19 protein-coding genes are annotated in these 22,359 nt (G+C 66.7%); 8 read left to right on the forward strand and 11 right to left on the reverse strand.

The features are described from left to right. Window positions 1-37: 37 nt before the first annotated feature. From ACFYZQ_RS38865 to ACFYZQ_RS38890, 6 genes are all read right to left on the reverse strand, one after another. Window positions 38-2,248 (reverse strand): protein kinase, encoded by a 2,211-nt coding sequence (locus tag ACFYZQ_RS38865; protein ID WP_389158733.1) that lies wholly within the window; start codon window positions 2,246-2,248, stop codon window positions 38-40. Between the two features lie 10 nt (window positions 2,249-2,258). Next, window positions 2,259-3,203: a serine/threonine protein kinase gene (locus ACFYZQ_RS38870; protein ID WP_389158832.1), complete on the reverse strand. Its 945-nt coding sequence runs from the start codon at window positions 3,201-3,203 to the stop codon at window positions 2,259-2,261. Window positions 3,204-3,400: 197 nt separating this feature from the next. Next, window positions 3,401-3,700 (reverse strand): WXG100 family type VII secretion target, encoded by a 300-nt coding sequence (locus tag ACFYZQ_RS38875; RefSeq protein ID WP_389158736.1) that lies wholly within the window; start codon window positions 3,698-3,700, stop codon window positions 3,401-3,403. Window positions 3,701-3,796: 96 nt separating this feature from the next. Next, a complete protein-coding gene (locus ACFYZQ_RS38880; protein ID WP_389158739.1) occupies window positions 3,797-4,141 on the reverse strand; it encodes a WXG100 family type VII secretion target in 345 nt (114 codons plus the stop codon). Between the two features lie 130 nt (window positions 4,142-4,271). Then, on the reverse strand, window positions 4,272-5,573 hold the full coding sequence (locus tag ACFYZQ_RS38885) for a S8 family serine peptidase (RefSeq protein WP_389158742.1): 1,302 nt from the start codon (window positions 5,571-5,573) through the stop codon (window positions 4,272-4,274). A gap of 1,809 nt (window positions 5,574-7,382) precedes the next feature. Further along, a complete protein-coding gene (locus ACFYZQ_RS38890) occupies window positions 7,383-7,814 on the reverse strand; it encodes a hypothetical protein (protein WP_389158745.1) in 432 nt (143 codons plus the stop codon). A 788-nt stretch (window positions 7,815-8,602) separates the two neighbouring features. Here ACFYZQ_RS38890 and ACFYZQ_RS38895 point away from each other — a divergent pair. The 4 genes from ACFYZQ_RS38895 (at window position 8,603) to ACFYZQ_RS38910 (ending at window position 13,199) form a co-directional block, all read left to right on the forward strand. Next, on the forward strand, window positions 8,603-9,055 hold the full coding sequence (locus ACFYZQ_RS38895) for a hypothetical protein (protein ID WP_389158748.1): 453 nt from the start codon (window positions 8,603-8,605) through the stop codon (window positions 9,053-9,055). A gap of 3 nt (window positions 9,056-9,058) precedes the next feature. Further along, the gene (locus tag ACFYZQ_RS38900; protein ID WP_389158750.1) at window positions 9,059-11,344 is read left to right on the forward strand and encodes a hypothetical protein; all 2,286 of its coding nucleotides are present in this window, start codon (window positions 9,059-9,061) and stop codon (window positions 11,342-11,344) included. 213 nt (window positions 11,345-11,557) lie between these two features. Then, window positions 11,558-12,055: a hypothetical protein gene (locus ACFYZQ_RS38905; protein WP_389158753.1), complete on the forward strand. Its 498-nt coding sequence runs from the start codon at window positions 11,558-11,560 to the stop codon at window positions 12,053-12,055. Window positions 12,056-12,482: 427 nt separating this feature from the next. After that, on the forward strand, window positions 12,483-13,199 hold the full coding sequence (locus tag ACFYZQ_RS38910; protein ID WP_389158755.1) for a hypothetical protein: 717 nt from the start codon (window positions 12,483-12,485) through the stop codon (window positions 13,197-13,199). A gap of 71 nt (window positions 13,200-13,270) precedes the next feature. On the opposite strand, the gene ACFYZQ_RS38915 is transcribed toward ACFYZQ_RS38910, so the two are convergent. The 3 genes from ACFYZQ_RS38915 to ACFYZQ_RS38925 form a co-directional block, all read right to left on the reverse strand. Next, on the reverse strand, window positions 13,271-13,786 hold the full coding sequence (locus ACFYZQ_RS38915) for a hypothetical protein (protein WP_389158758.1): 516 nt from the start codon (window positions 13,784-13,786) through the stop codon (window positions 13,271-13,273). 32 nt (window positions 13,787-13,818) lie between these two features. Then, entirely contained in the window at window positions 13,819-15,090 is a 1,272-nt protein-coding gene (locus ACFYZQ_RS38920; protein ID WP_389158761.1) for a putative T7SS-secreted protein, read from the reverse strand. A gap of 67 nt (window positions 15,091-15,157) precedes the next feature. Next, a complete protein-coding gene (locus tag ACFYZQ_RS38925; RefSeq protein ID WP_389158764.1) occupies window positions 15,158-15,373 on the reverse strand; it encodes a hypothetical protein in 216 nt (71 codons plus the stop codon). Between the two features lie 432 nt (window positions 15,374-15,805). Between ACFYZQ_RS38925 and ACFYZQ_RS38930 the strand changes: the two genes are divergently transcribed. Then, the gene (locus ACFYZQ_RS38930; RefSeq protein WP_389158767.1) at window positions 15,806-16,162 is read left to right on the forward strand and encodes a DUF4333 domain-containing protein; all 357 of its coding nucleotides are present in this window, start codon (window positions 15,806-15,808) and stop codon (window positions 16,160-16,162) included. 198 nt (window positions 16,163-16,360) lie between these two features. Continuing rightward, window positions 16,361-16,873: a hypothetical protein gene (locus ACFYZQ_RS38935; RefSeq protein ID WP_389158769.1), complete on the forward strand. Its 513-nt coding sequence runs from the start codon at window positions 16,361-16,363 to the stop codon at window positions 16,871-16,873. A gap of 291 nt (window positions 16,874-17,164) precedes the next feature. Here ACFYZQ_RS38935 and mycP read toward each other — a convergent pair whose 3' ends face one another. Both mycP and eccB read right to left on the reverse strand, forming a co-directional pair. After that, complete coding sequence (mycP, locus tag ACFYZQ_RS38940; protein ID WP_389158772.1) at window positions 17,165-18,454, reverse strand: type VII secretion-associated serine protease mycosin; 1,290 nt, start codon at window positions 18,452-18,454, stop codon at window positions 17,165-17,167. A 25-nt stretch (window positions 18,455-18,479) separates the two neighbouring features. Continuing rightward, on the reverse strand, window positions 18,480-20,003 hold the full coding sequence (eccB, locus tag ACFYZQ_RS38945; RefSeq protein ID WP_389158775.1) for a type VII secretion protein EccB: 1,524 nt from the start codon (window positions 20,001-20,003) through the stop codon (window positions 18,480-18,482). A gap of 204 nt (window positions 20,004-20,207) precedes the next feature. On the opposite strand from eccB, the gene eccE reads away from it, so the two are divergent. Together eccE and ACFYZQ_RS38955 are read left to right on the forward strand one after the other, a co-directional pair. Then, window positions 20,208-21,578, forward strand: a complete 1,371-nt coding sequence (eccE, locus tag ACFYZQ_RS38950; RefSeq protein WP_389158778.1) for a type VII secretion protein EccE — start codon at window positions 20,208-20,210, stop codon at window positions 21,576-21,578. Further along, on the forward strand, window positions 21,578-22,327 hold the full coding sequence (locus tag ACFYZQ_RS38955; protein ID WP_389158781.1) for a hypothetical protein: 750 nt from the start codon (window positions 21,578-21,580) through the stop codon (window positions 22,325-22,327). Before eccE ends, ACFYZQ_RS38955 begins: the two co-directional genes overlap by 1 nt. Window positions 22,328-22,359 lie beyond the last annotated feature (32 nt).

The raw sequence follows: 22,359 nt of genomic DNA on the forward strand, positions 1-22,359 counted from the left end.
TGGCTGCCTTCTGTTCTCTTCATCCGCGGACGGCCGCTCATCTCAGGGGGAAGGCCGCGAGGAACTTGCCGCCCAGCGCCACGGTCACTTTGGCCTTCTCGTGCGCGAGGAAGCGGTCGCCGGTGGTCCTGTAGGAAGCCACGGGCCTGCCCGCGGAGATGTCGACCGCCCAGAGCGCCGAAGACCGCTTGCTGTACACGCACTCGGTGCCGATCACCGGTGCGGCGGACACATCCGCCGTCGTTTCCCCGCCGCCCTTCTCCTCCCACCGCACCCGCCCGCTGCCGGCGTCGAAGGCGACGAGGCCGAGGCCCTTCTCCACGGCGTAGACCGAGCCGCCCTTGACCGCCGGAGGGCCGTACGTACGCCCGGGACGCTCCTTCGCGGAGTCCCACACGTCAGCGCCGTCACTCAGCCGCAGTGCCCGCAGTCGGCCGGTGCCCAGGAACAGGTTCTCGGTGTCCGTCGCGAGCGGCACTTGTACGCGGTCCGGGGCGACGCCGTCGAACGGCTTCTCCCAGCGGACAGCACCCGTACGGGTGTCCCGTACGACGACGCGTACCTTGCCGTCGTTCGTCTCCTGGAGGGCCACCAGGCTGTGCCCGACCGCTCGGGCGGAGAGGAAGTGCAGGCGATCGGTGTGGTCCGGTCGAGAGGGCAGCGGCTTGGTCCACAGCGTCTTCCCCGTGCTGATGTCGACGGCGAAGACGGACCAGGACTGGGACGCCAGGAAGTACTCGTCGAACTTGCCCTTGCCGGCCGCCGCGTACACGATGCCGTCGGCCGTGCACAGCACCTGGTTCTGGCTGATCACCCCGTTGAAATCGGTGAGCTGGGCGAAGGGCTCGGTCGCCACGCCCGTGCCGATGTCGACGGACGCGAAGATCAGCGGAAAGCCCCCGGGCTTACCGGCGTTGTTCTCGGACCCCTCCGGCGCCACCATCCGGACGAGGCTCTCGCCGTCCGTCGCGATCTGCCAGTGGATCTCCATCTGGTCCGACGCCCACCGGATTCCTCCCGAGGCGGCGTCGATTCCGGCCAGACCGGTTCCGACCACTACCGTGACCAGGTTTCTCACGGCGAGCGGCTGTGCGGGCGGGACCGTGCCGTACGGCGGATCGGCGACCTGATGCTGCCAGACCGAGTCGAGCCGCTTCTTCGGCAGCAGGCTGTTGCTGGGACCCGGCACGGGCGGCTTCGGCTCGGACACGGACCGCCGGCTCCAGGCCCAGGCTCCCGCCCCGACGGCCATGGCGCCGAACGCCAGTCCGCTGCCCGCCAGCAGCAGTCGACGACGGGGCATCGGCGCGGCCGATGCTGTCGGCGATTCCGCGTGCTGTGGAAGAGGCGCGGGGAGTCGCTGCGGTGTGATCTGCCAGACCTCGGTGGCCCGCCGGGCGATCTCCGCGAGCAGTGAGTCCGGCAGGTGCTCCGCGAACTCGCCGGATCCGTCGTGGAGTTCGGTTGCGAGTTCTGCCGTGGTCGGCCGCAGGAACGGGTTCTTGTCCAGGCACCGCCTGAGAATCGGAACCAGGGCGACGGGTACGTCACTCAGATCCGGGGCACTATAGCGGACGCGGTAGAGAAGATCCGCGGTCTGGCCGTGACCGAACGGGGCGCGCCCGGTGGCGGCGAATACGAGGACCGCGGCAAGCGCGAACACGTCACCCGCCGAGGTGTGTTCCTGACCGGTTGCCTGTTCCGGTGACATGAAGGCCGGGGTACCCATGGCCGCGCCGACTCTGGTGAGCCGTTCGTCGCCGATCGCCCGGGCGATGCCGAAGTCGATGACCTTCGGTCCGTAGGCCGTGATCAGGATGTTTGAGGGTTTTAGGTCGCGGTGGACCACTTCGCTGCTGTGTAGCTGGCCCAGCGCCCCGCACAGAGCCGCTCCGAGAGCACGTACGGTCGCCTCGGCGAGCGGCCCGGCCAGTTCGACCGCCTCGTCGAGGGGCGGACCGAGTACATACTCGGTGGCGATCCACGGTGTCCCGGTCTGTGTGTCCGCTGCCACGACCTGTGCGCCGTATTGCCCTCCGATGACGCGGGCGGCATCGACCTCCAGGCGGAACCGGGTTCGGGCACTGGGATCCGCGGCGATGGCGGCGTGCATGGTCTTGACCGCGACGGTCCGTCCGCCGCCCGAGCGCGCCAGGTAGACCGTCCCCATGCCGCCGCTGCCGAGGCGGGCGATCGGACGGTAGGGGCCGAACACCTCGGGATCGTCGTGAGTGAGCGGAGTGGGCATGCGGTAGTCGTCAGTCCTGGCGTGAAGAGGGCACGGTGGCGTGCGGGATCTCGGCGGCGAGTACGGCGACCGACTGATGAGCGATGGCGGCGATCACCGGGCTCGGCAGCCATCCCCGGCCGAGCAGTGGGGCGGTCCTGGTCGCGAACGCGGCACCGGCCGGCTCCTGGGCCATGGCGGGGTCGACGGGGTGTGATGCCGAGGAAGCGGTCACCGAGGTGGGCGCGAACTCGTCCATCACTTCTGCCAGTTGCGGGCGGGCGCCGGGGTCCCGGGTCAGACAGCGGCTGACGATCGTCCGCAGCGAGAAAGGAAGCTCGTCGCGTTCGGGAGCGGTGTACCCGGTAGCGGCGTACGCGAGCGTCGCGCCCAGAGCGTACACATCGCCCATTGGGCGCGGTCGTCCGCCGGATGCCTGCTCGGCCGGCAGGCTGCCCGGCTCCAGTCCCGGCAACCCGGAACGAGCCGTACCGTCCGGGGCAGCGGCCCGTACGGCCCCGAAGCAGGTGAGGCGCGGCCCGTCGGCGGCGAGCAGCACGGCCGCCGGGGACACACCGGCGTACGCCAGTCCCTGCCCGTGCACGATGCTCAGGGTCTCCGCAAGGGCCGCTCCAAGGGCCCGGACGGTCCGCTCGGGAAGTGGGCCGCCGTGGACCGCGAGTGCGGTGGGCAGGGGCAGCGCGGGCACATAGGGGCGGGCGTGCCAGGCGCTCTCTCCAGGGGCGGCGCACGTGACAGCGGGCGCCGCGAACTGACCGAGCAGATAGCGAGAGGCTTCGGCTTCCGCCATGAAGCGTTGGGGATCGGCGCCCGGGAGCGGAGCACCGAGCAGGACTGTGTGCTCACCATCGGCGCTTCGGGCTATATAGCGCCGTTCCGGCACCGGGACATCGCTGCGGGGATCGTCCAGCGAAGTGATCAGGACGTACGGGCCGATCCGTCGCGAGGCAGGCACGCCCCGCGGCGCTTCGCCGGTTGCGGCGGATGTCGCGTGCACCTGGTTCCCAGCCCCTTGTCTGTGCGGTGTCCGCGGCCCAACGGCCGTGCCGAAAACGGGAATCGAAACGCCGAGTACGACCGGACTACGGACCGACGAGAGGGTGGGCGCCTCCCGCGCACGCCCACCCTTGAGTTGCTCCTGCGAGCCTCGTCCTACCGGAAGTAGCTGGCCGCCTTCTTGTCGCCTTCCATGTACGTACCGCCGGACTGGGCGACGACGTGGCCAATACCGGCCAGCGCCTGGTGGATGTCGTTGGCTTCCTTGTCCCAGCGCTGCAGCTTCTCGTTGAAGGTGTCCTGCGCCTGGCCCTCCCAGTACTGCAGGCTGCTCACCACGAGCCTCCTGAGCTCCTGCAGATCCTGCTCGAGCTGGCTCGCCTCGTTACCGATCTTGGTTGCCGCGACGTCGAGCCCGTCATAAGTGACTGACAGCCCATCAGCGTTGCTGGCCATGTCTGATTACCTCGTCTCGCTGGTGTGTGCCTGGAGTGCCTGGAGTGCCTGTTGTATGCGCCGGCTGTCCGGCAGTTGTCCTGAGTGCCGCTCGACTCAGTACGAGCTCAGGGGGGACACCGTGGGAGCGCCGTCCTGGACGTCGATCTTGTTGACGGACGCGCGCACCTCGTCTTCCTTGCTGTCCTTGATGTTGCGCGTCGCGGTCATCGCCTCGATCACATCGCCGAGGATGTTGCCGATGTTCTGCAGCGACTCGTTGATCTCGTACTGCTTCTTGTCGAACGCGGCACGGCCGACACCCTGCCACTGACCTTCAAGGCCGTCGATCACGCCCTGGAGCCCGTGCACACGCTTGCGGATGCCCTCGTACTTCTCGGCCATCTGCTTCTCGAGATGAATTACTGCGGCATCTTCGAGCTTCTGCTTTCCGCCGGCCATGTCTGCCCGCCCTTCTCTTTCTATCTTCTTGATCCAACGGTCTAGCTCACCGACCCTCAGCGCAGTACGTCGGTGAGCGTCTGCTGCATCCCCTATCCGAAGGATGAAGGGCTACAGGAGGTTGACGGCGTCACGTGGCACGCCGCGCCCGCATCACGGCCACCCCGGCACCGGCGAGCACGATGACCGCGGCCACAGACCCGAGCGCGATCCACAGGGTGTTGTTGTCGCTCGACGATTCGGTGCTTGATCCTGCCGCTGAAATCCCGCCCGAAGAACCCTTTTCCGGAGCTTGTGACGGGGTTGATGCAGAAGCAGAGGGTGCGGGCGATTTTGAACTCGAGGAAGAACGTGCGGATTGTGCCAGCAGATTTCCGCCGTTCTCCTTCGCGAGCGGGTCGACGTCTGCCGGTCCAGCATCGTAATCACGCTTCTCGAGAACCAGGCGAGGACGAACCATTCCATAGCCGGCGTATTTACTCGGATTGCCCCTCGCCCACTTGCGACCAGCAGTGTCGATCAGGGACCGCACAACCTGGTTCACCGACCAGTCGGGGTGAGCAGACCAGATCAAGGCTGCGGAGGCCGAGGCGATCGCAGTTGCCGGGCTCGTACCCTTTCGGTCGCAATACGAGCGGAAGCTCGTGTCGCACCACCCGGGGAAACCTTCACCAGGCGCAGAAAGGTCCACGTAGTTGCCGAATGACGAGAACTTCGAAACAGTGAGCGACTTGTTGGTCGCGGCTACACCCACCACATAGGGGTAAGCAGCAGGGTAGTCGATTTCGCCGTTGCCTTCCCCAGCATTACCAACAGCGGCGATCATCAACTTGCCTTTGGACGCGGCATACTTGATTGCCGCCTCCTCTTCCGGATCGACCACGCCTCCGATGGACATACTGATGATCTTCACGTCGGTGTCGGCGGCCGCCCTGATCGCCTGCCAGGGCTGGGGTGTTTTCTTCTCCTCTTCCTTCCCGCCTGGCAGACCTTCGAGGTCGACTCGATACGGAACGATCTTAGCCCCTGGCGCCAGCCCCTGAAGGCCGCCATTAGCCCCGGTACCGGCGATCAGTTCGGCCATGGAAGTTCCGTGCCCCTTGTAGTCGTCAGTGGCCCGGTAAGCAACCTTTTTGGGAACTTCGTCAGCCAGCACCTGCCCCTTCAGCGAAGGCGTGTTCGGGTTTACACCGCTATCCACAACGGCAACCTTGACGCCCTTCCCCGTACTGACCTTCCACATCTGCTCAGCCTTCATCGGCCCCAAGTACCACTGCTCAGACTTGGCGTCATACGCATTGGAACTCGGTGCAAAGCCCACACTGAAAGCGGCCAGGGCGCCGAGAATCGCGCCGAGATCACGCGCCCGTCTCCCGAAGGGCGTCTTGAGGCGCGCAGCCCGCCCGACTCGTCGGCTGGTCCCTGACTTCATCGTGTCCTGTGTCCTCGCTGTCTCAGTTGACAACCGGCGGCACATCGCGCCGGGGTTTGTCGGGCAGGTGTGTCTCTTCGTCTTCGACGAGGTAGTCAGGGCGCTGCGATCCCTGCGCCTCCCCCTCGCCTCCCGGCTTCCCGTTCTGGCCAGCACCCCGCACAAGACCCGATCCACCGCGAGTCATACCGTTGCGCTCTGCTCCCGCGAGGGAGTTGCGCGCGATGGGCCTGCCGGTGACGGGCTCGGACGTTCCCGAGCCAGCGCGAGAGCCGGTCGCTGTCGAACCGCTCCTCGCCATGGACTCGGACGATCCGAAGACACCTCGCTGCCTGGGTCGACCAGTCGGCTGGGAGTTGGCCGCTCCTTCACCACCGATGACCGTTCCACGGGGGATCCTTGCCCCACCCTTCGCCGCAGCATCACCAGCGACCGAGGGGCGCCCCCCAACGACTCCGTTGGACCGACCAGCGCCAGTGGCCGGCCCACCGTTCACTCGTGGTGCCGCCGTGCCGGAGGGCCGCGGCGTACCGCCGGTGACCCCACGGCCCATCGAGGACGGTTTCGATCCCGGAGTGGTGCCCCTGGCAGCCGACTGGCCGGTCGACGCGGCGCGCTCTGTCTGGTCCACGATGCCTTGCCCCGTGGCCCGATAGCCCGGCCCCGATCTGCTACCGGGTACAGCAGCGGTGCGCCCCTGCGCGGACACCGGGGTACGGGGACCGCCGGCCCCGCTCCAGCTTCTGCCTGACGTGCGGTTGGGGATCGGCAACCCGGGGCCACCATCGAACGGACCTGCCTGGTCACCGCCAACGACAGGAGTACTCGTCATCGGCGGGGTGTGGCCGGTCACAGGTGTGGTGGTGCTCGGCGGGAGCGTGCCGACGCTGTCGATGTTCGTACCTACGGGGTGGTCCGGGACCGCGATATGCCTCCCAACGTCCGCCGTGGGCGTCGAGACATCACCGGCGTGCGGGCGGACATTAGCAGCGGTGGATGCGACCGCAGCATGATGAGACGCAACGGGGTTCGTCCCAGCCCCTTGAGCCGGGTTGGAGCCAGCATCTCCCGAGGGGTCCCACTTCGCCGAATTCGGCTTGGGCATCCCTACATCCGGCACACTCTTGAACGTAGGCGCATTGTCGTTCAGGCCTTGCAGTTGCTCTCTGGACACTGCGTAGTACGACGCCAATCGATTCATCTGATTGATCGCCTCCTGGCGGTGCTTCTCCACCTGGACGGCAGCGGCGTACTCGCTGTTGCTCGCGATCCTCGCAGGGGTGGGGATGTCCCTGGGATGCGTCGCAACCGTCCGGGAATCACGAGGGGGCATTGCTTTCCGAACAGACGCCAGCCCCACAGCAGCGGCGGTGATCTGATCGCCCGCCCCTCCGGCGAAAGCACTCAGGTCGTACGTGCTCGTGACGAGTCCCGCGCCCCAAGCGCGGAAGTCATCGCCCGCCTTTCCGACCCATGGCACCGAGTCGAAGTGCCCCTTGAGTTCATCAGCCGCCGCCTTGATGGCATCGCGCGCGTCCCAGAGTGCCCGGCCGGACGACTCCAGATCCTCCGGGTCTGTCTGATCGACCAGGTCGACCATCGCATTGAGCTCATAGCCGTCAAACTCCGTACGACTGACCATGGCCTCTGAGTACGGGGTCCCCTGAGCCGCTCCGCGAATGGCGCTGTTCAGGACGCCTTTGAGGAAACCACCCTCATGAGGGTGCTGCGCAGCGTCCCGAGCGAGGTCCGCGAAAGCGTTCTGGGTGGAGGCCCGGTCCAGGTCCCCCTTGTGCTTGTCGGTCATCGTCACATCACCACATCGGTGCCGTCGCCGGTACGCTGCGCGCCTGGCGCGTCCTGCAGTTGCCGGATCTCCGCCTGGATCTCCCAGAACCGTCGGCGTTGCTCCTCTTCGACCTCGTCGAAGGTTCCCTTTGCGCCCAGAACCGCGATACCCATCGCCTCGATCTGCAAGTGCAGCGTCTTGGACAGGGTGGTGAGGCTCTCGTGCACCGAGTTGAACGTGGCGTACAGGGCATCAGCCTCATGGAAAGTACCGGCCCCGCTACTGAGCGATCCCTGACGGATCGCTTGCGCTCCGAGCCGCTTCGGATTGCCCGCCGACGCCTCCAGGTCCCGCAGTACCGCGTCCACCCGACTCACGAACTTCTTCAGCGCGTCACCACTCGCCTCCAGGTTCGCCGCCGACACGCCCCCACCCATGTCTGCCGGAAGCACGACGCTCCTCCCCGTTGCCCCGTTACATACATCGCCCCCGACTGGATCGGGACCGACCACACACACTCGCCGTACGATCGCAAAGCGAGCCGCGTCTCACAACGCCTTTACCACTCTAGTCAACCTGCCCAACCGGTCCAACCAGACTGTGCACCAACTCAGTTACACCACCGGGTTCGACGCCGCGCTTTGCCCGGTTTGCCGGTATGGGGAAGTGGTTACGCCGACTACCGGCCGTGTCACCGGGCAGGTGACGGCCCGTCGCGGCAACGATCGGCGCCGCTCGCGCGACGCCGTTTGCGACCTTCATCAAATTTCCACACGTGACTGATGGTGGCTCCACAGCAATGTGGTGAATCGCGAAACGGCTTGCTGGCGCACTCCAAGTCTGCTCGGCACCCTTGCTGTCGGCGGGAGGAGGAGGCAGCAGAACCCCCGGCAGTCAACGAGAAGAGCCCTGCAGATGCCATGGCGGGTGGAGCAACTGGGTTCACGGCGGCCGGGGGTGTTCGAGGCGCATGCGCCTCCACCAACTGCCGACCGACGACCGAGAAGCTGCGTTGGTGGAGGAGGGAGCTGCCTGGTCGTGCCCCTTGGCGGCCAGCGTTCCGTCGAGTATGAGGCACCAGCCCGAGCCGAACGTCGTCAATCCCGCGGACGCCCTCACCCTTGAGGGGCAACGCCGAAAAACCCTCAGCAGCTTGCCGGTTGCTAGCATGCTTCGAGCTCGCCATGGTGATCGTCGAGGTTTTCGCAGTCACCGAAACGTCGGGGGAAGGGTGCCGCAGATGGCATGGGACGAATGGGAGCAACTCCTGGACGAGGCGCAGAAGCGCCCGCAGAGCTCCACACACATGCAGCTCAATCAGCTTCCGGCCGATCCGGGCGGCGGCAGCACCCAAGGTGATCTCAAGGTCAGCCAGAAGGACCTCGCCGCGGTCGGCGACGCAGCCTACGCTTTGCACCAGGGGTTCTTGCACTTCAGCGACTTCGCCCGGCTGAGCTCCATCAAGGCCGCCGACGGCTTGGAGAGCGAAGGCTATGCGATCGGTTCGGCGTTGAACCATGTCGTGCAGCACTGGGTGGATCAAGTCCAGTCGCTGCTGGACGCCACGGCCCACATCTCCAACCACCTTGACTACACGAAGAAGGCACATGCCGGCGACGAGCAGTACATCGCAGGCACGATCAGCAGTATCGCCACGCTCGACCAGGGTTTCGACGAGCGGAAGGCCAACTGACCGGTGGACCTCGAAGCGCTCCGACACGGAAACTTCCACCAGCTCGGTGAGGCGATCTCCGACTGGCAGAACATGACGAAGCAGCTCAAGATTCTCGCCGACGAGGCCGACAAAAATCTCAAGGGTAAGGCCCGAAAGGCTGACTGGGCCGGCTTGAATGCGACCGTTACTCGTGAGTTCATCGACAAGACGGCTGGCGAGTTCTCCGACGCCCACATCCAGGCCGACACGATCACCAAGATCCTCAGCGACACCCGCGACGAACTCGTCGGATACCGCACACAGGTCAACGAGGCCATCGAACGGGGCCTGAAGAAGAATCTGACCGTGCTGAACATGGGCGACGGTGCCTTCATGGTCACCAGGTCGACCCGCCCCGACTGGGCGTCTGATCCCAGCGGTCAGGACGATGCGACGGCGCAGAAGGACGCCGACGACCTGCGTGACGAGATCCAGCGGATCCTCGACAAGGCCAACGAGAGCGACTCCACCGCCGGCAAGGCGCTGCGCCTCATTGTCGACCAGGCCAAGTACGGCTTCTCCGACGCCAGGTACGAGGACCGAGACTCGGCTGCGAAGGCTATCGCGGACGCCGACAAGTTGGCCCGAATCCTCGTGAAGAATCCGCACGACGTGACGAGCACGGAACTCGCCTCGCTCAACTCCAGTCTGGCGAAGTACAAGAACGACCCGCTCTTCGCCGAGGAGTTCGCCGAGCGGGTCGGGCCCAAAAAGCTCCTCACCTTCTACGCGGGGGTCGCTGATCCCTTCCAGGGCCAGTACGACCCCGACCGCGCCAAGCAGGTCAAGCAACTCCAGAAGAACCTCGGGATCACCATCGGTAAGGCGACGCTCTCCGACAGCGACAGGATGCAGAGCTGGGAGAAGCAGATGATCAAGCTGGGGCCAAGTCAGCTCGGAATCGACGACGCGAGCAACCCCACGGGCTACGCCGTGATGAGCAACCTGATGCGCTTCGGTGACTACGACGACCAGTTCCTCAACGACTACGGTGACAAGCTCCTCGCCTACGACAAGCACTTCAACGGCGAAGGCCTCAATCTCTGGGTCAACAACGCCCACCAGGATGACCTCAACTACTGGGGTAATAAGAACGACCGTGGCCGCGACCCGGTGACGGGTTTCCTGGAGGCTCTGGGACACAACCCGGACGCCTCGGCACAGTTCTTCGCCCAGCCCGACGGTGCGGGCGACACCGTCAACAAAGGGTCCGAGCTCAACGAACACCTCAAATATCTGACCCAGGAACGTGTCTGGTCTCCCGACTTAGGGCTGGGGGGCAAGGACGGCTATGTCGCGGGACGCGACTCCCTTGGCCACGCCCTAGAGGCCGCGACGACCGGGTACGCCTACGACGCGAGCGCAGACGCCATCAAGGCCGGCGGCGATCACCGCACGCCCGCAACCGCGGGTGTGATGGAACAGGTGGCATACCTCTACGGCAGCAAGGACGGCCCGAAACTGTTGCACGAGCAGCCCGAACTGGCTGACAGTCTGGGCAAGATGGCCGGCGCATACATCGACGACATCGACTACAACCTGTCTGGTGTCGGGGAGCACGAGATGGACGGTGGCACTTTCGCTGCGGCATATCAGGGGCGAGCCAACTTCACCAACGAGGGTGCGATCAACTTCCTGAGCGTGCTGGGGCAGGACGAAAATTGTCACCGCGCTGTCACCGCAGCTCAGCATTTGTACACGCTCAGTGCTCTCGATAAGTACCCGTCAACCAGTGCTGCCAACGTTGGCCATGCTCACGATGCACTGATTGCATCAGCGCAGGCGCGAGGCATCCTCGACAACGCCCGTGTCGAGCAGGCCGCAGCAGACTACGGCGAGAACTCCGAGAAAGCCAACAAGTCGCTCGGCCGCTCGGCCGACTGGATCAAGCTTGGCGTCGGAGGGGCCGTCGGGGTTGGTGTGGCCGCCATCCCCCTCCCAGGGAGCACCGCAGCGGCAATGCTCATCGCGCCGGTCGCCGCAGACACTGTTGGCGAGGCCGTAAACACCTTCATCGGCCACCAGATCGACAAGGAAGTGGACGACGCAGAAGGGCATCCGGAAGAACAGGCTCAGATCACAAGTAGCGACTTCTACAAGAAGGGCATCAACACACTGGGCGACGCCTACAGCACATACTTGCATGACAATCCCAAGGCCAGCGCCACTGGCGACGATCAGAACTGGGACCAGGACATCAACGCCGCTTACTACGGCACCGGCACGGGCGAAAACGAACAGCGTGGCCGCTCTCCATATAAGGACTGAGCTGTGCGACCGACAACAGAGCGTCTACGGGAAAGATTTATAGAGCTTGCGGCACTGCGCTCCGCGACGGGTGCCGCAGCTCTGCTGCTCGGACTTTCTGCGTGCAGTGGAGCTGACAACACCCAAGGAGGGGGGAGCCTCACGGCATCGCAGGTATGCGCCTCAACCCTGGACTCGTCGGCGGCTGCGGCACTCGAACGCATCGGCGGCACGGTGAAGTTCACTGAGCTGCCCGGCACCGGTGACGCCGGGAGGCCCAACAAATTCTCACTGAAGCGCGCCGCGAGCACGATCCGTAAGGATCAGACGCAGCGAAACCAGTGCGTCGTCTTCAAAGCAGGTGACAAGACCGGCCATCCGTTGATCAACGTGGATTTTTCGGCTGCCAAGTACGTTCCTAGCAAGGACACATCAGCAGCTGGCGGCGACTCGGGGCAAGCCTTCTATTCGATAGGCGCCTACGCCAAGACGAACAGAAACATCAGTGCTCTGCTCTATTTTAAGTGCTCCACTGTAAGTTCCCACGAGAGCATGTCACACATCAGGGCATCTCTCACCAGCGCGCCGGGGCAAATAGCCACTCAGGCCACGGGCCGGGACTTGATGACAGTACTCAACGGCATTTCGCTCGGCATGGCCAAGCAACTGGGCTGCGCGTCGGAGGCAGCCTTGCCGTCACGTATTCCGGAGGCCAAAGCAGAGACGCCCTGACCACCTCTGAGTCCGCGCGGACCGAATTCCCCGCCCGCGGGGGCGTTCTTCGCCGTAGGCGCGGTGCTCCTTCTTCTCTGCTACAGCGAGTCGTCGGACGGCAGGCAGGAGACAGCGGGAAACGGTGCTCGCCTCAACGCCCAGGGATGTGCGGTCGGCGAGCACCGGCGCGCCTTGCAGCTCATAGATCCGGCTGGGCCCGTCGGTGCGGGCAACGGTCAGGTCTTGAACGCCCCCGGGCCTGCATCGTCCGGACGGGGAACCTCGCCGCACTGAACACGGTTGACGCTATCAGCAGGCAGCGTACGGCGACGTCAAGGCGGTTTCCTGTGACCGCGGACGAGCCCCGCTTCACCACCTCCACACATATGCGTCAAGCGGAAGGCTCGGTTCACCGCGTCACCCGCGTCCGCCATAAGCTGGGGCCATGAATGGTTGGCTTGGGGAACTGATCAAGTGGGCGCTGTACGCGTTCATCGCGGGCATGTTCATCCTGGTGTTCACAGTGTCCAGGCGCGGACGCAAAAAGGTTGCGCAGATCAGGGAGGATTATGCGCAGCTCTCCCGGATCGCCCCGGAACGCGGATGGACGTACGAGGCACGCGCGCGTGGCAAGATTGACCAGCATTGCGGTGCTGGGCCCATGCCTGGGCGCGGGAGCAACCTGAGCGCTTACCACTACACCACAGGCGAGTTCCGGGGCCGCTCCTTCAAGTACTTCGAGTACCGCTACATCAACCCGATGTCAGGCGCTGACGCTGCGGATCGCAAGCAACCCATCATCGAGTCGGTTTTCATTGTGACAGCGCCTGGCTCGGGGCCGTCCGTCGAAATTCTTCTCCCCAGCAAGCTGGACGTGGTACTCGATCGGAGGGCCCGGATGCAGCTCGGGGTGCCTGAATTCGATCAAGAGTTTCGGGTCGTCACCAAGGATGAGGATTTCGTCCAGCGCGCCTTTGGTGGTGCCGTGGTGGACTTCCTGCTCTCGGACCCGCGCGCCAAGGAGTCCCCGCTCCATCTACGTGACAGCGAACTCTTCACTTGGTACACGGGCACCCTGTCCCCGCAGGCCGTCGACGAGAAGTTGAACTACCTGTGCGATGTCCTGGACCGGATTCCGGAACAGGCATGGAGCGCTGCCTGAGGAATCAGATTGCCCCTGGAGTGCCCTCTTCCCGTGACCAACAGGCACACAGGAAGAGGGCACTCCGTCGTTCACTCGGCATCTTCCTCAGCCGGCCGCACCGTCCGCAGGAACGCCTTGAAGTCGTCGATCACCCTTGCTAGCTGGAGCGGTTTCGCGGTGAGGACGAGTTCGATGACCGCGCGCTTCGCCGGATTCTTGACGTCTTCCATGCCGAGGTACACCTGACTCTGGCGCAACTCCAGCGGTTCACCCCTCAGGGTGGTGTGGAGGCGCAGGTTCTGGATCACGCCGGGGGCATCCGTCAGGCCTGGGATGTCCGGGGCACCCACTTCGGACTTCTTGACGACCTCGACGGTGCCCGCCTGCTCCAGCCGGTGCACCGACTCATCGGCGATCTGCCACATGGTGGCGTTGTCGTTGCGCATCCGCCCGGTGATGGTGATGTTCGCCGTGAACCCGTCGTCGATGGAGGCGGGATGGAGGGCGACGAAAGCGGCACCGGGCGCTCCCACCTCATCCGGCGGCGCTGCCTGCCAGCCGTCCGGCAACTCGAACGAGATTTTGACCGGCAACGTGGCCGTCATGGTGAACCTTTCCTTGATGTGCGTCAGCCAGCCTAGAACCAGTCACCGATCGCGTCGGCCGCGTCACCGAGCGAGTCGACGACCTTGTGGGGATCGACGGTGACATCGAAGGAGACTTTCCCCCCGACGCCGAGACCGACTCCGACCTCGCCACCGATGGTGAACTTGCCGTCCTTCATGCCCAGGTCGGCGCTGGCGGAGGCACCCGCGCCCGCCCACGCCTCGCCGCCGACACCGGCGCCGACGCCGGCGACATCGCCGGAGACCGACCCGGTGGCCTTGGCTCCGGCGAACGCCTCCGCGCCGGCGTGCAGTCCGTCCTTGCCGGCGCCGAGGGTCGCGGAGGCCTCGGCACCGGCATAAGCCTTCCCCTCGGCCTGGGCCGCGGCGTAGCCGTACTCCACACTGCCGTTCGCGGAGGCCTGTGCGAGGTACGCACTCCCGGAAAGACCGGCCTGCAGCCGCCCGTTGGTGATGCTCGCACCGGCGGATCCGTCGACCCCGAGCACCGAAACGCCGGCGCCCACCTTGTACTTGCCATCGCCCGCGAAGGACCCGTCCTTGCTGACGCCATCCGACCAGGCATTGGCGCCGCCCTGCCACTCGGCGAGCTTGACGGTCAGATTGGTGTTCTTCCCAGGATCGGCCGGGTCCGCCACCTCGGGATCCGCCGCAGGCTTGTTCCGGATGAACCAATTGCCGTCAGCGTCCTTACCCCACTCCTTTTCCTTGTGGAAGCGGCCGTCGTCACCGCCCCGCCACTTCTGCGTCTCCCACTTCCACCGGTTCTGACTGGTCTTACCGACGCCGTGATCCGCGAGCCACTTCCAGTCGTCCACCCGCTGACGCGCGTCTACCAACCAGCCAGGACTGTGCGACGTACCCCCCGCCAGGTCGCCCAGCTTCTTCGTCAGCTTCTCGAGTTCGGGCTTGAGTTGCTTGCGCGCGGCGTTCAGTGTCGTCTGTGCCGCTTCATGGTCGCCTGACTTCCACTGCTCGATCGCCGTCGAGGCCTGCTTCTGGGCCCACCCCAACGTGGAGGAGTACGAGGTGACCGCATCGGCCGCGCCCGACATCGCGTCGGACGCGAGGTACCAGTTGGTCTTCTCCTTGGACAGGGTGGGCCAGAAGGCGTCACTGGCCTGGCCCCTCCAGCCCGGGATCTTGACGTCGCGCAGGCCGTCGCCGATCTTGTCGAACTTCTTGGACCAGCTGGTGAGGGTGGAGGCGAGAGTGGCCAGCTTCCCGGTGTCTCCCGGGATGAGCTCCTTGGGGTCGGTCGTCGACCCCAACTCGGTTGCCATGGATACGGATTCCCCGTTTCTGATTCCGTCCCTGGATCTGGGTCTGATTCGGACCCTGATTCAGGTCTTAGCTCAAATCCGACTTGACCGAGTTCACCGCGTCGCGGATGGCCTGGTCCGTCTCCGTGAAGTTGTTGTTGGCCGAGTTCAGCCCCTCGGCCAGGGACGCCGCACAGTCGGCGAGGAACTCGGCTCCCAGCTCCCATGTGCCGCAGAACGTGACCAGCGCCTCGGCCGCCGAATCGTCCCCGAGCGCGGAGCCCTGCTCGGCCAGGCTCTGCATGTCCACCTTCTGAACTGACGTAAGGCATTCCAGAATGTCCGAAGCGCCCTTCTTCAGGACGCCTGGCCCTACTCCAAGATCACCCGACACGAGACCCCCGCCTCATTTCTTCAACACCGCCCGCATACACACGCTTTGGCGATCGACTTGCTAACGCTAACACCAGCATCGCGCCCTCGACGCCGAGCTCACCGGCCCCACACGACTCACCCGGGCTCATCACCGGTGTGCGCGAGAGGGACCGTCGACCTGGTCAGATTATGTGAAGATGCGTCAGACGCCGCGTGAGCGTGTTGGCTGACTCCTATGAAAGCAGGGGGCGTTCACGGTCGGGCGGAGACCACATGGTGTTCGTCTGCAACGTTCCGGGAGCTGTCGATGCCAGTATGCTTCCGCCGTTCCCTGTCCTGCTCAGCCGAATTGGAGCCACTCATGACCACAGCCCGCCCGTCCGCGACCGCTTGGAGCCTTACGGCCGTGGCCGCCGGCGTGCTGCTCGTCGGCTGCTCGGCCTCGGTGCATGCCGAAAAGGCCACCACGCCGAAAATGTCCAAGGACAAGCTGGCCAACACCGTCGCCGAAAGGCTCGCTGCCACGACGGGTCAGCCGAAGCCGGACATCGCCTGCCCTGAGGACCTCGACGCCAAAGTCGGCACCACCACCCGGTGCAAGCTCACGGCCAAGGACGGCAGCACCTTGGGCGTAACGGTCAAGGTGACCTCTGTCAAGGGAAGCCGGATCAACTTCGACTTCAAGGCCGACGACAAGGCCTCCCCCGCTCCGAACTGACCACCACGCCGTTCAACACCAGGGGTTGGCCCCTCGCCGCAGCCCGGCAGCCGTTCCGGCCGCCGGGCTTTCGCACGCCGAGGGGGATGCTCGTTCTCCGGTGTCGGCGACTGCGACTGCGACTTACAACGCGTGACTCATGAGACGCACGGGGCGGGCACTTTGTGCCGGGGGTGCGCTCCTTCATAGGTTGACCCCATGGGACTCTTCGACAAACTGACCGGCACCAAGCATCCGCCGGAGGGGATTGCACCAGTCCCAGGGGAGGAACTGCGGGCGGCGCTGCTCGGGCTCAACCAGCCCGACGTCCCGTACGTCATCCGTTACGGCGGCGGTGAGCAGTGCGACCTGGTGGCGGAGTGGCGGTTGGCTGAGCCCGCCTGGCAGAGCTTCTTCGTGCGGTCCCAGATCAGTCACGCCGTGCGGATCCGGATGCGGCTGGTCCGCAAGGAGCATGAGGTGCGTGCTCTCGAGGAGCAGTGGGAGCTCAGGCGGGTCGGGAGTCCGACGACGCTCCAGGTGGCGTCGGAGTACACGCGCGGGCCGAGCCGGACCGTCAGCCGCCAGTGGACCATCGGTCGTGGGGAAAGTGGTCGCCTCGAGGCGACGGAGACCTTCCGCTTCGACAGCTCCGAGCTGCGCGAGCCGCTGCGGGACACCGTCCTGAAGTCCGGCTGGGTCTGGCGGGGAGTTGTCTTCGGCAAGCTGTGAGGTCCAGCGCTCTTCACCGAAAGCCGTCCTGTCAGCAGCCGCTCAGCGTCCTGCCGGGGTCAGCGCTCGCCTTCCGTGACTCCACGGCAAGCTGTATCCCCGAGACGTCAACGGTGCAGACACCCCAGCCGGCCAGGACCTCGAAGAGGATCAGGGCGATCCCCAAGGCGGAGTCGGGGAGTTCGGGCGCCGAGGGATTGAGGCGCTCGCACCAGGGCCGGGCCCGGCCCCCCTCACGCAGGCCTGGGCCAGGAGTACGGCGGACACCCCGAACAGGACGGGCACGTCTCGTCAGGACGTGCCCCGCCCGCCCTCCAGCAGCCTCGCCCGCCTGCGCCGCGCGTCGCGGACCGCGACGGCCGTGCCGGTCAGGCCTGCCACGCCGACCAGGGCGCCCACGACCGCGTAGGTGGCCAGGCGGGTGTTCCGTTCGTCCGGTGTCTCGCCGAAGTGGAGGGGCGCGACCGACGGGGCCTCGGCTCTGGACACGCCGCCTTCGGGTTGCGGGGACTGGACGGGGTGTTCGGGGTCGACGTCCGTCAACGCCTTCACCGGGTCCACCACTCCCCAGCCCACCAGTCGGTCGTGTCCCGGGATCGAGCGTTCCGCCGTCTGTTCGATCTGGGCGACAACCTCCTGGGCCGTCCACTTGGGGTACTTGGCCTTCAACAAGGCTGCCACGCCGGCCACATAGGGGGCCGAGAAGCTCGTGCCGTTGTCCGAGCAGTGGCCGCCGCCGGGAACTGTGGAGATCATGTCGACGCCGGGCGCGGCGACGCCCACCGTGTCCTGCGATTGTGAGAACGGCGCCCGTTCGTTGTTGCGGTCGGACGCCGCCACCGCCAGGACGCCCTTGTACGACGCCGGGTACGTCACTTTGACGTTGCCGCCCAGGCCGTCGTTGCCGGCCGAGGCCACGATGACGACGTTCTGGGCGAGGGCGTAGTCGACGGCCTGCTTCAGCTGCGGGCCTCCCGCGACCGCGTTGGCCGTGTCCTGGGAGATGTTGATGACGTCCGCGCCCGCCTGGACCGCGTACCGGATCGCCGAGGCCAGTGTGAGCGTCGTACCGTCGCCTTCGGCGTCGTTCTGTTTGATCGGGATGATCGTCGCGTCCGGGGCCAGGCCCACGAAGCCCGTTCCCTTCGCCGGGCGGGCCGCGATGATGCCCGCCACGCGGGTGCCGTGGCCGACCGTGTCCGTGGTGCCCGAGTTGTTGCCGCGGTCGATCTTCTCGCCCTTGGAGTTCTTGGCGGGCAACAGGTTCTTGCCCTTGGACGCGTTCACGGCCTTGGTGAGCTGCGGGTTCTTGACGTCCACTCCCGTGTCGATCACGGCCACCTGGACACCCTTGCCCGTCGACTGCCCCCAGAGCTGGTCCATGTTGACGCGCTGCAGCGCCCAGGGCCGGCCCGCGTACTTCTTCGACGGGAACGTGCACTGGCCGTCGTCCGCCCGGGCCGGGGAAGCGGGAAGGGCGATCACCGTGGTCGTCGCGGTGATGACCACCCCGGCGGCCGACAGCGCCGCTCGGGCCGGGATGCCCGGCGTCCTCGTCCCTGGTGTCCTTGCCTTCAGCATGAGTCCCTTCTCCTCCGCCCCGTCTCTACGAACCCTGCGGTTGCCGTGCCGCCGACTCCGACAGGCGCGGGCCGGTCGGCAGGAACGTGGACCACTCCGCGGGGATGGGCGTGGGTGTCACCTTCTCGTAGCCGAGGCGGGTCTGGGCGATCTTCGCCTCGCTCAGCTCCTCCTTGCGCTGCTTGGCGGAGGTGCCGATGCCCTGGTCGTCGGTGGCGCTGTCGCTGTTGGACTGCAGGGCGTAGCGCAGGCCCGTGTCGGTGACCAGGAAGACGCCGCCGGCCGAGGTCTCCGTGCCCTTGAACTGGCGATAGAGCTGGCCGGAACCGGGGGTGACGTACGCGCTGGAGGAGCCGGTGGGCAATTGGGCGGGGAAGTCCGTACCCACCCAGGTCGACAGGGTGGTGGCACCCTTGGCGCCGACCGAGCGCAGGACGTTGCAGACCGTGTTGCGGCCGCTGGTGGTGCTGGAGCCGTCGTTCACCGTCTTCGGCTTGTACGTCGGCCACTTCTTTTCCGCGTCGAACGTCGTGCTGTCGGCGACCGCGCCGGGGCTGACCTGCTGCGCCTCACCGGCCTGTCCCGTGGCGATGAGGTCCCCGCTGTTCAGCAGGAGCGTGGCCGTGAACTCGGTGATGCGGGCCACCTTTCCCGGTAGTACGACGTAGTACTGCATCGTCTGGCCGTCGTACGCCTTGATGACCTCGCCGACCTTGTCGTACTGCCGCAGCAGGCCGGAGGCGCCGGCCTTTGCGCCGGGCGTGCCCTGGATCTTCGGGATGGAGATCGGGGCGCCCTTGCGGAGGGTGTCGAGCCACTCCTGGGAGACGCGCTGCGGGGCGCGGCCCTGGGTGTCGAGGGCCTTGAGCAGTTCCTTGTCGCTCGGGTCGGCGATCTCGTACGCCATGCCCCGTGCGTCGACGACGTACTGCGTCTTGCCGTCCGGGCCGACGACGTACATCAGGTCGCCGCGGGTGAGCTTGTTCGCGCCCTCCGTCTTGGACCATTCCTTCCTGGCGAGGACGAACGCCGCCTTCTGGATGGCCCGGCCACCGTCGCCGGGGCGCTCGCACACCGCCCAGCGTTTGGCGGCCTCCGCGTCGCCCGGGGAGGGCAGGCGGTCGGGGGCGTAGGGGATGCCGATGGTCGCGCCGTGCGGGGGTTTGCCGCTGTCGAGGACCTTCTCGTCGACGGTGATGACGCTGTCCTTGCCGGGTTCCAGGAGGAGCTTGGCCGAGGCCATGTTGAGGACCGGGTGCAGCTGCGTCTCCTTGCCCGTCTTCAACACCACGTACCGGGTGGTCGACTTGCTCGCGACGATGACATGCTCGTTCGGCGTGTCCCAGCCCTTGGGCGCCGTGGGGCTGAACATTCCGACCGCGCCGAACACGGCGAGGACCACCACGCCGACGACGAGGCCGGGAACCAGCGCGCTCAGCGGTTTGGGGGCGCCTTCCTCCGAGCCGGAGACGGAAGGCTGCAGGAAGGATGCGAGCGTGCGGCGCTTCGCGAAGGTGTAGGCGTTGAGTTCGTCCCGCCGTGATGCCATTTGTGTCCGCTCTCTCCCCGTTGCGGAGCCGTGGGGGACCTGTGAAGATCCGTCCCCCGCCTTCGGTTGCCTCTGGTGCCTCGACTGTCAGACCCGGCCCCTACTATGCCTGTTGCGTGGACATGCTTGTGGCACAGGTAGGGTGCTCAGGGCTTGAAGGGACCGGAGCGCCGGGTTTCAGGGATAGTTCGGGGGTTTGGAGTGGTGGCTTCCGCAACGCGGAGCCGGTCGCGATCGCAATCAGGGTCACGGTCGGAGGGCGCGGGCTCGCCGGACGCCCGCGGCTCTTCGTCCTCCCGACCGGGCGGCCGGCCGGCACGTACGCCCCACCAGGGCGCTTTCACGCCGCATCTGGAGTCCCGTTCGGGGCGCGGCGGCTCGTTCGCGGTGCAGCGGCTGGTGCTGCTGGAGATCGCGGGCGCACTCGTGGTGTGCGGATGGGTCGTGGGTACGGTCGCCCTGGTCGTCGCCGTCGCGATCGCGGCGGTGCTCGTGGTGCTCGCCGTCGTACGACGCCGGGGGCGCTCCCTGCCGGAATGGCTCGGCACCCTGCTGGCGCTGCGGGCTCGCAGACGGCGGGCCGCGAGCACACCGGTGCCGCCGGGAACCGACTCCGGTCTGGCGCCTGCCGTGGAGTGCGATCCGGCTCTGCGTACCTATAGCTACAACCGCGGCGACGACCGCGATCAGCGGCCGGTCGGCATGGTGGGTGACGGCGGCTTCCTGACCGTGGTGCTCCAGGTGGAGTCGGACGCCGGCGCGCTGCGCGCGGAGCGCACCCACAGACCGCTGCCGATGGCGCTCGTACGGGATGTCCTCGAAGTCGACGGGATCCGGCTGGAGTCGGCGCAGATCGTGGTGCACACACAGCCCGCGCCCGCGCTGCACCTGCCCCAGCAGTCGGTCGTGGTCAGCAACTACGCGCCGCTGCAGGCGCAGACCGGCTCCCCCGCCGTGCGCATCACGTGGATCGCGTTGAAGCTCGATCCCGAGCTGTGCCCGGAGGCGGTGGCCGCGCGCGGCGGCGGGCTGCTGGGGGCGCAGAAGTGCCTGGCCCGCTCCGCCGAACACCTGTCGAGCCGGCTCACCGGGGCCGGGTTCCGGGCGAGCGTGCTCACGGAGGAGGAGCTGACGGCCGCCATCGCCACTTCCGCGTGCGCCAATCCGATGGTGACGGCCCAGGCGGCCCAGGCAGGTCGGGGCGAGGCGCCGCAGCGCCGCACCGAGGAGTCCAGCCGTAGCTGGCGCTGCGACAACCGCCGGCACACCACTTACTGGGTGCGCCGCTGGCCCCAGTTGGGCGGATCGGGTGGCTCGCTGGCGCAATTGGTGGCGCAGCTGACCGTGGTGCCGGCGCTGGCGACGACGTTCAGCCTGACGTTGGCCAAGGGTGCGCGGCAGGACGTGACGGTCACCGGTCATCTGAGGATCACCGGCCGCAGCAACCAGGAGTTGACCGACGCGCGGCGCGAACTGGAGCGTGCGGCGCAGCAGGCGCGGACCGGGCTCGCGCGCCTGGACCGTGAACAGCTGCCCGGCGTTCTGGCCACCCTGCCGCTGGGAGGTGCCCGCTGATGGCCGTGACGACTTCCCCCACTCCGTCGGCGTCGGGTCTCGGCGAGCGGCTGCGCACCGGCTTCGGCCTTCTGGGCCCCCGCCACCCGCGGCACACGCTGCCCGTGGAGCAGTTCGACGCGCTGTCCCTGCCCATCGGCGACGACGGCGTGGTGGCCGGCGTGGACGCGGAGGGGCAGCCGGCCGTGCTGGGGATCAACCGGCCCACACCGTACGACGTCGTGCTGATCGGCGGTCTGTGGACGGCGCAGGTGCTGGCGCTGCGTACGGCGGCGACGGGTGCGCGGGTCGCGGTCGAGACCGGCCGGCCGCAGGCCTGGATCCAGATGGTGCACGCCATGGGCGGCGGGCAGAACGGGCTCGCCGTGTACGAGGTGGGGCAGGTGCCGCCGCAGGGTGCGTCGGCCGGGACGCCCGTGCTGGTGGTGCGGGACTGCGGTATGCGGCCGCCCCGCGGGCGCGTGGTGTCGGGGCCGTGGCAGTCGGTGCTGACCTTGCTGCCCTATCTCAGTCCCGTCGCTCCCCGGTTGCTGCGGCAGGCGCGGCTCGCCGGCATTCAGCGGGTCTCGCCGGACGAGGCGGCGGAACTGGGACGCACCATGGGTCTGTCCCGGACCGAGGTGGACTCGCTGCCGGCGCTGCCCGACGGCGTCACCCTGTGGTGCACCGACCGCGACCGGCAGTACGCGATGACTCAACCCACCGATGCCGAGATCGGATTGTTGGGGACCCCGAGGCGAATGGACTGAACTGGCTGCCTTTGCCTGCTTTGTTCGCCGGT

The organism is Streptomyces sp. NPDC001843 (assembly GCF_042891955.1).
In the GTDB taxonomy this organism is placed as follows: domain Bacteria; phylum Actinomycetota; class Actinomycetes; order Streptomycetales; family Streptomycetaceae; genus Streptomyces.

Bases quoted from the DNA above. Each gene is read 5' to 3' on its own strand.
- ACFYZQ_RS38910 (WP_389158755.1), top strand. From the start codon at position 12,483: ATGAATGGTTGGCTTGGGGAACTGATCAAGTGGGCGCTGTACGCGTTC.
- ACFYZQ_RS38930 (WP_389158767.1), top strand. From the start codon at position 15,806: ATGACCACAGCCCGCCCGTCCGCGACCGCTTGGAGCCTTACGGCCGTG.
- ACFYZQ_RS38865 (WP_389158733.1), bottom strand. From the start codon at position 2,248: ATGCCCACTCCGCTCACTCACGACGATCCCGAGGTGTTCGGCCCCTAC.
- ACFYZQ_RS38915 (WP_389158758.1), bottom strand. From the start codon at position 13,786: ATGACGGCCACGTTGCCGGTCAAAATCTCGTTCGAGTTGCCGGACGGC.
- ACFYZQ_RS38880 (WP_389158739.1), bottom strand. From the start codon at position 4,141: ATGGCCGGCGGAAAGCAGAAGCTCGAAGATGCCGCAGTAATTCATCTC.
- ACFYZQ_RS38885 (WP_389158742.1), bottom strand. From the start codon at position 5,573: ATGAAGTCAGGGACCAGCCGACGAGTCGGGCGGGCTGCGCGCCTCAAG.
- mycP (WP_389158772.1), bottom strand. From the start codon at position 18,454: ATGCTGAAGGCAAGGACACCAGGGACGAGGACGCCGGGCATCCCGGCC.
- ACFYZQ_RS38955 (WP_389158781.1), top strand. From the start codon at position 21,578: ATGGCCGTGACGACTTCCCCCACTCCGTCGGCGTCGGGTCTCGGCGAG.
- ACFYZQ_RS38875 (WP_389158736.1), bottom strand. From the start codon at position 3,700: ATGGCCAGCAACGCTGATGGGCTGTCAGTCACTTATGACGGGCTCGAC.
- ACFYZQ_RS38925 (WP_389158764.1), bottom strand. From the start codon at position 15,373: ATGCAGAGCCTGGCCGAGCAGGGCTCCGCGCTCGGGGACGATTCGGCG.
- eccB (WP_389158775.1), bottom strand. From the start codon at position 20,003: ATGGCATCACGGCGGGACGAACTCAACGCCTACACCTTCGCGAAGCGC.
- ACFYZQ_RS38920 (WP_389158761.1), bottom strand. From the start codon at position 15,090: ATGGCAACCGAGTTGGGGTCGACGACCGACCCCAAGGAGCTCATCCCG.
- ACFYZQ_RS38895 (WP_389158748.1), top strand. From the start codon at position 8,603: ATGGCATGGGACGAATGGGAGCAACTCCTGGACGAGGCGCAGAAGCGC.
- ACFYZQ_RS38935 (WP_389158769.1), top strand. From the start codon at position 16,361: ATGGGACTCTTCGACAAACTGACCGGCACCAAGCATCCGCCGGAGGGG.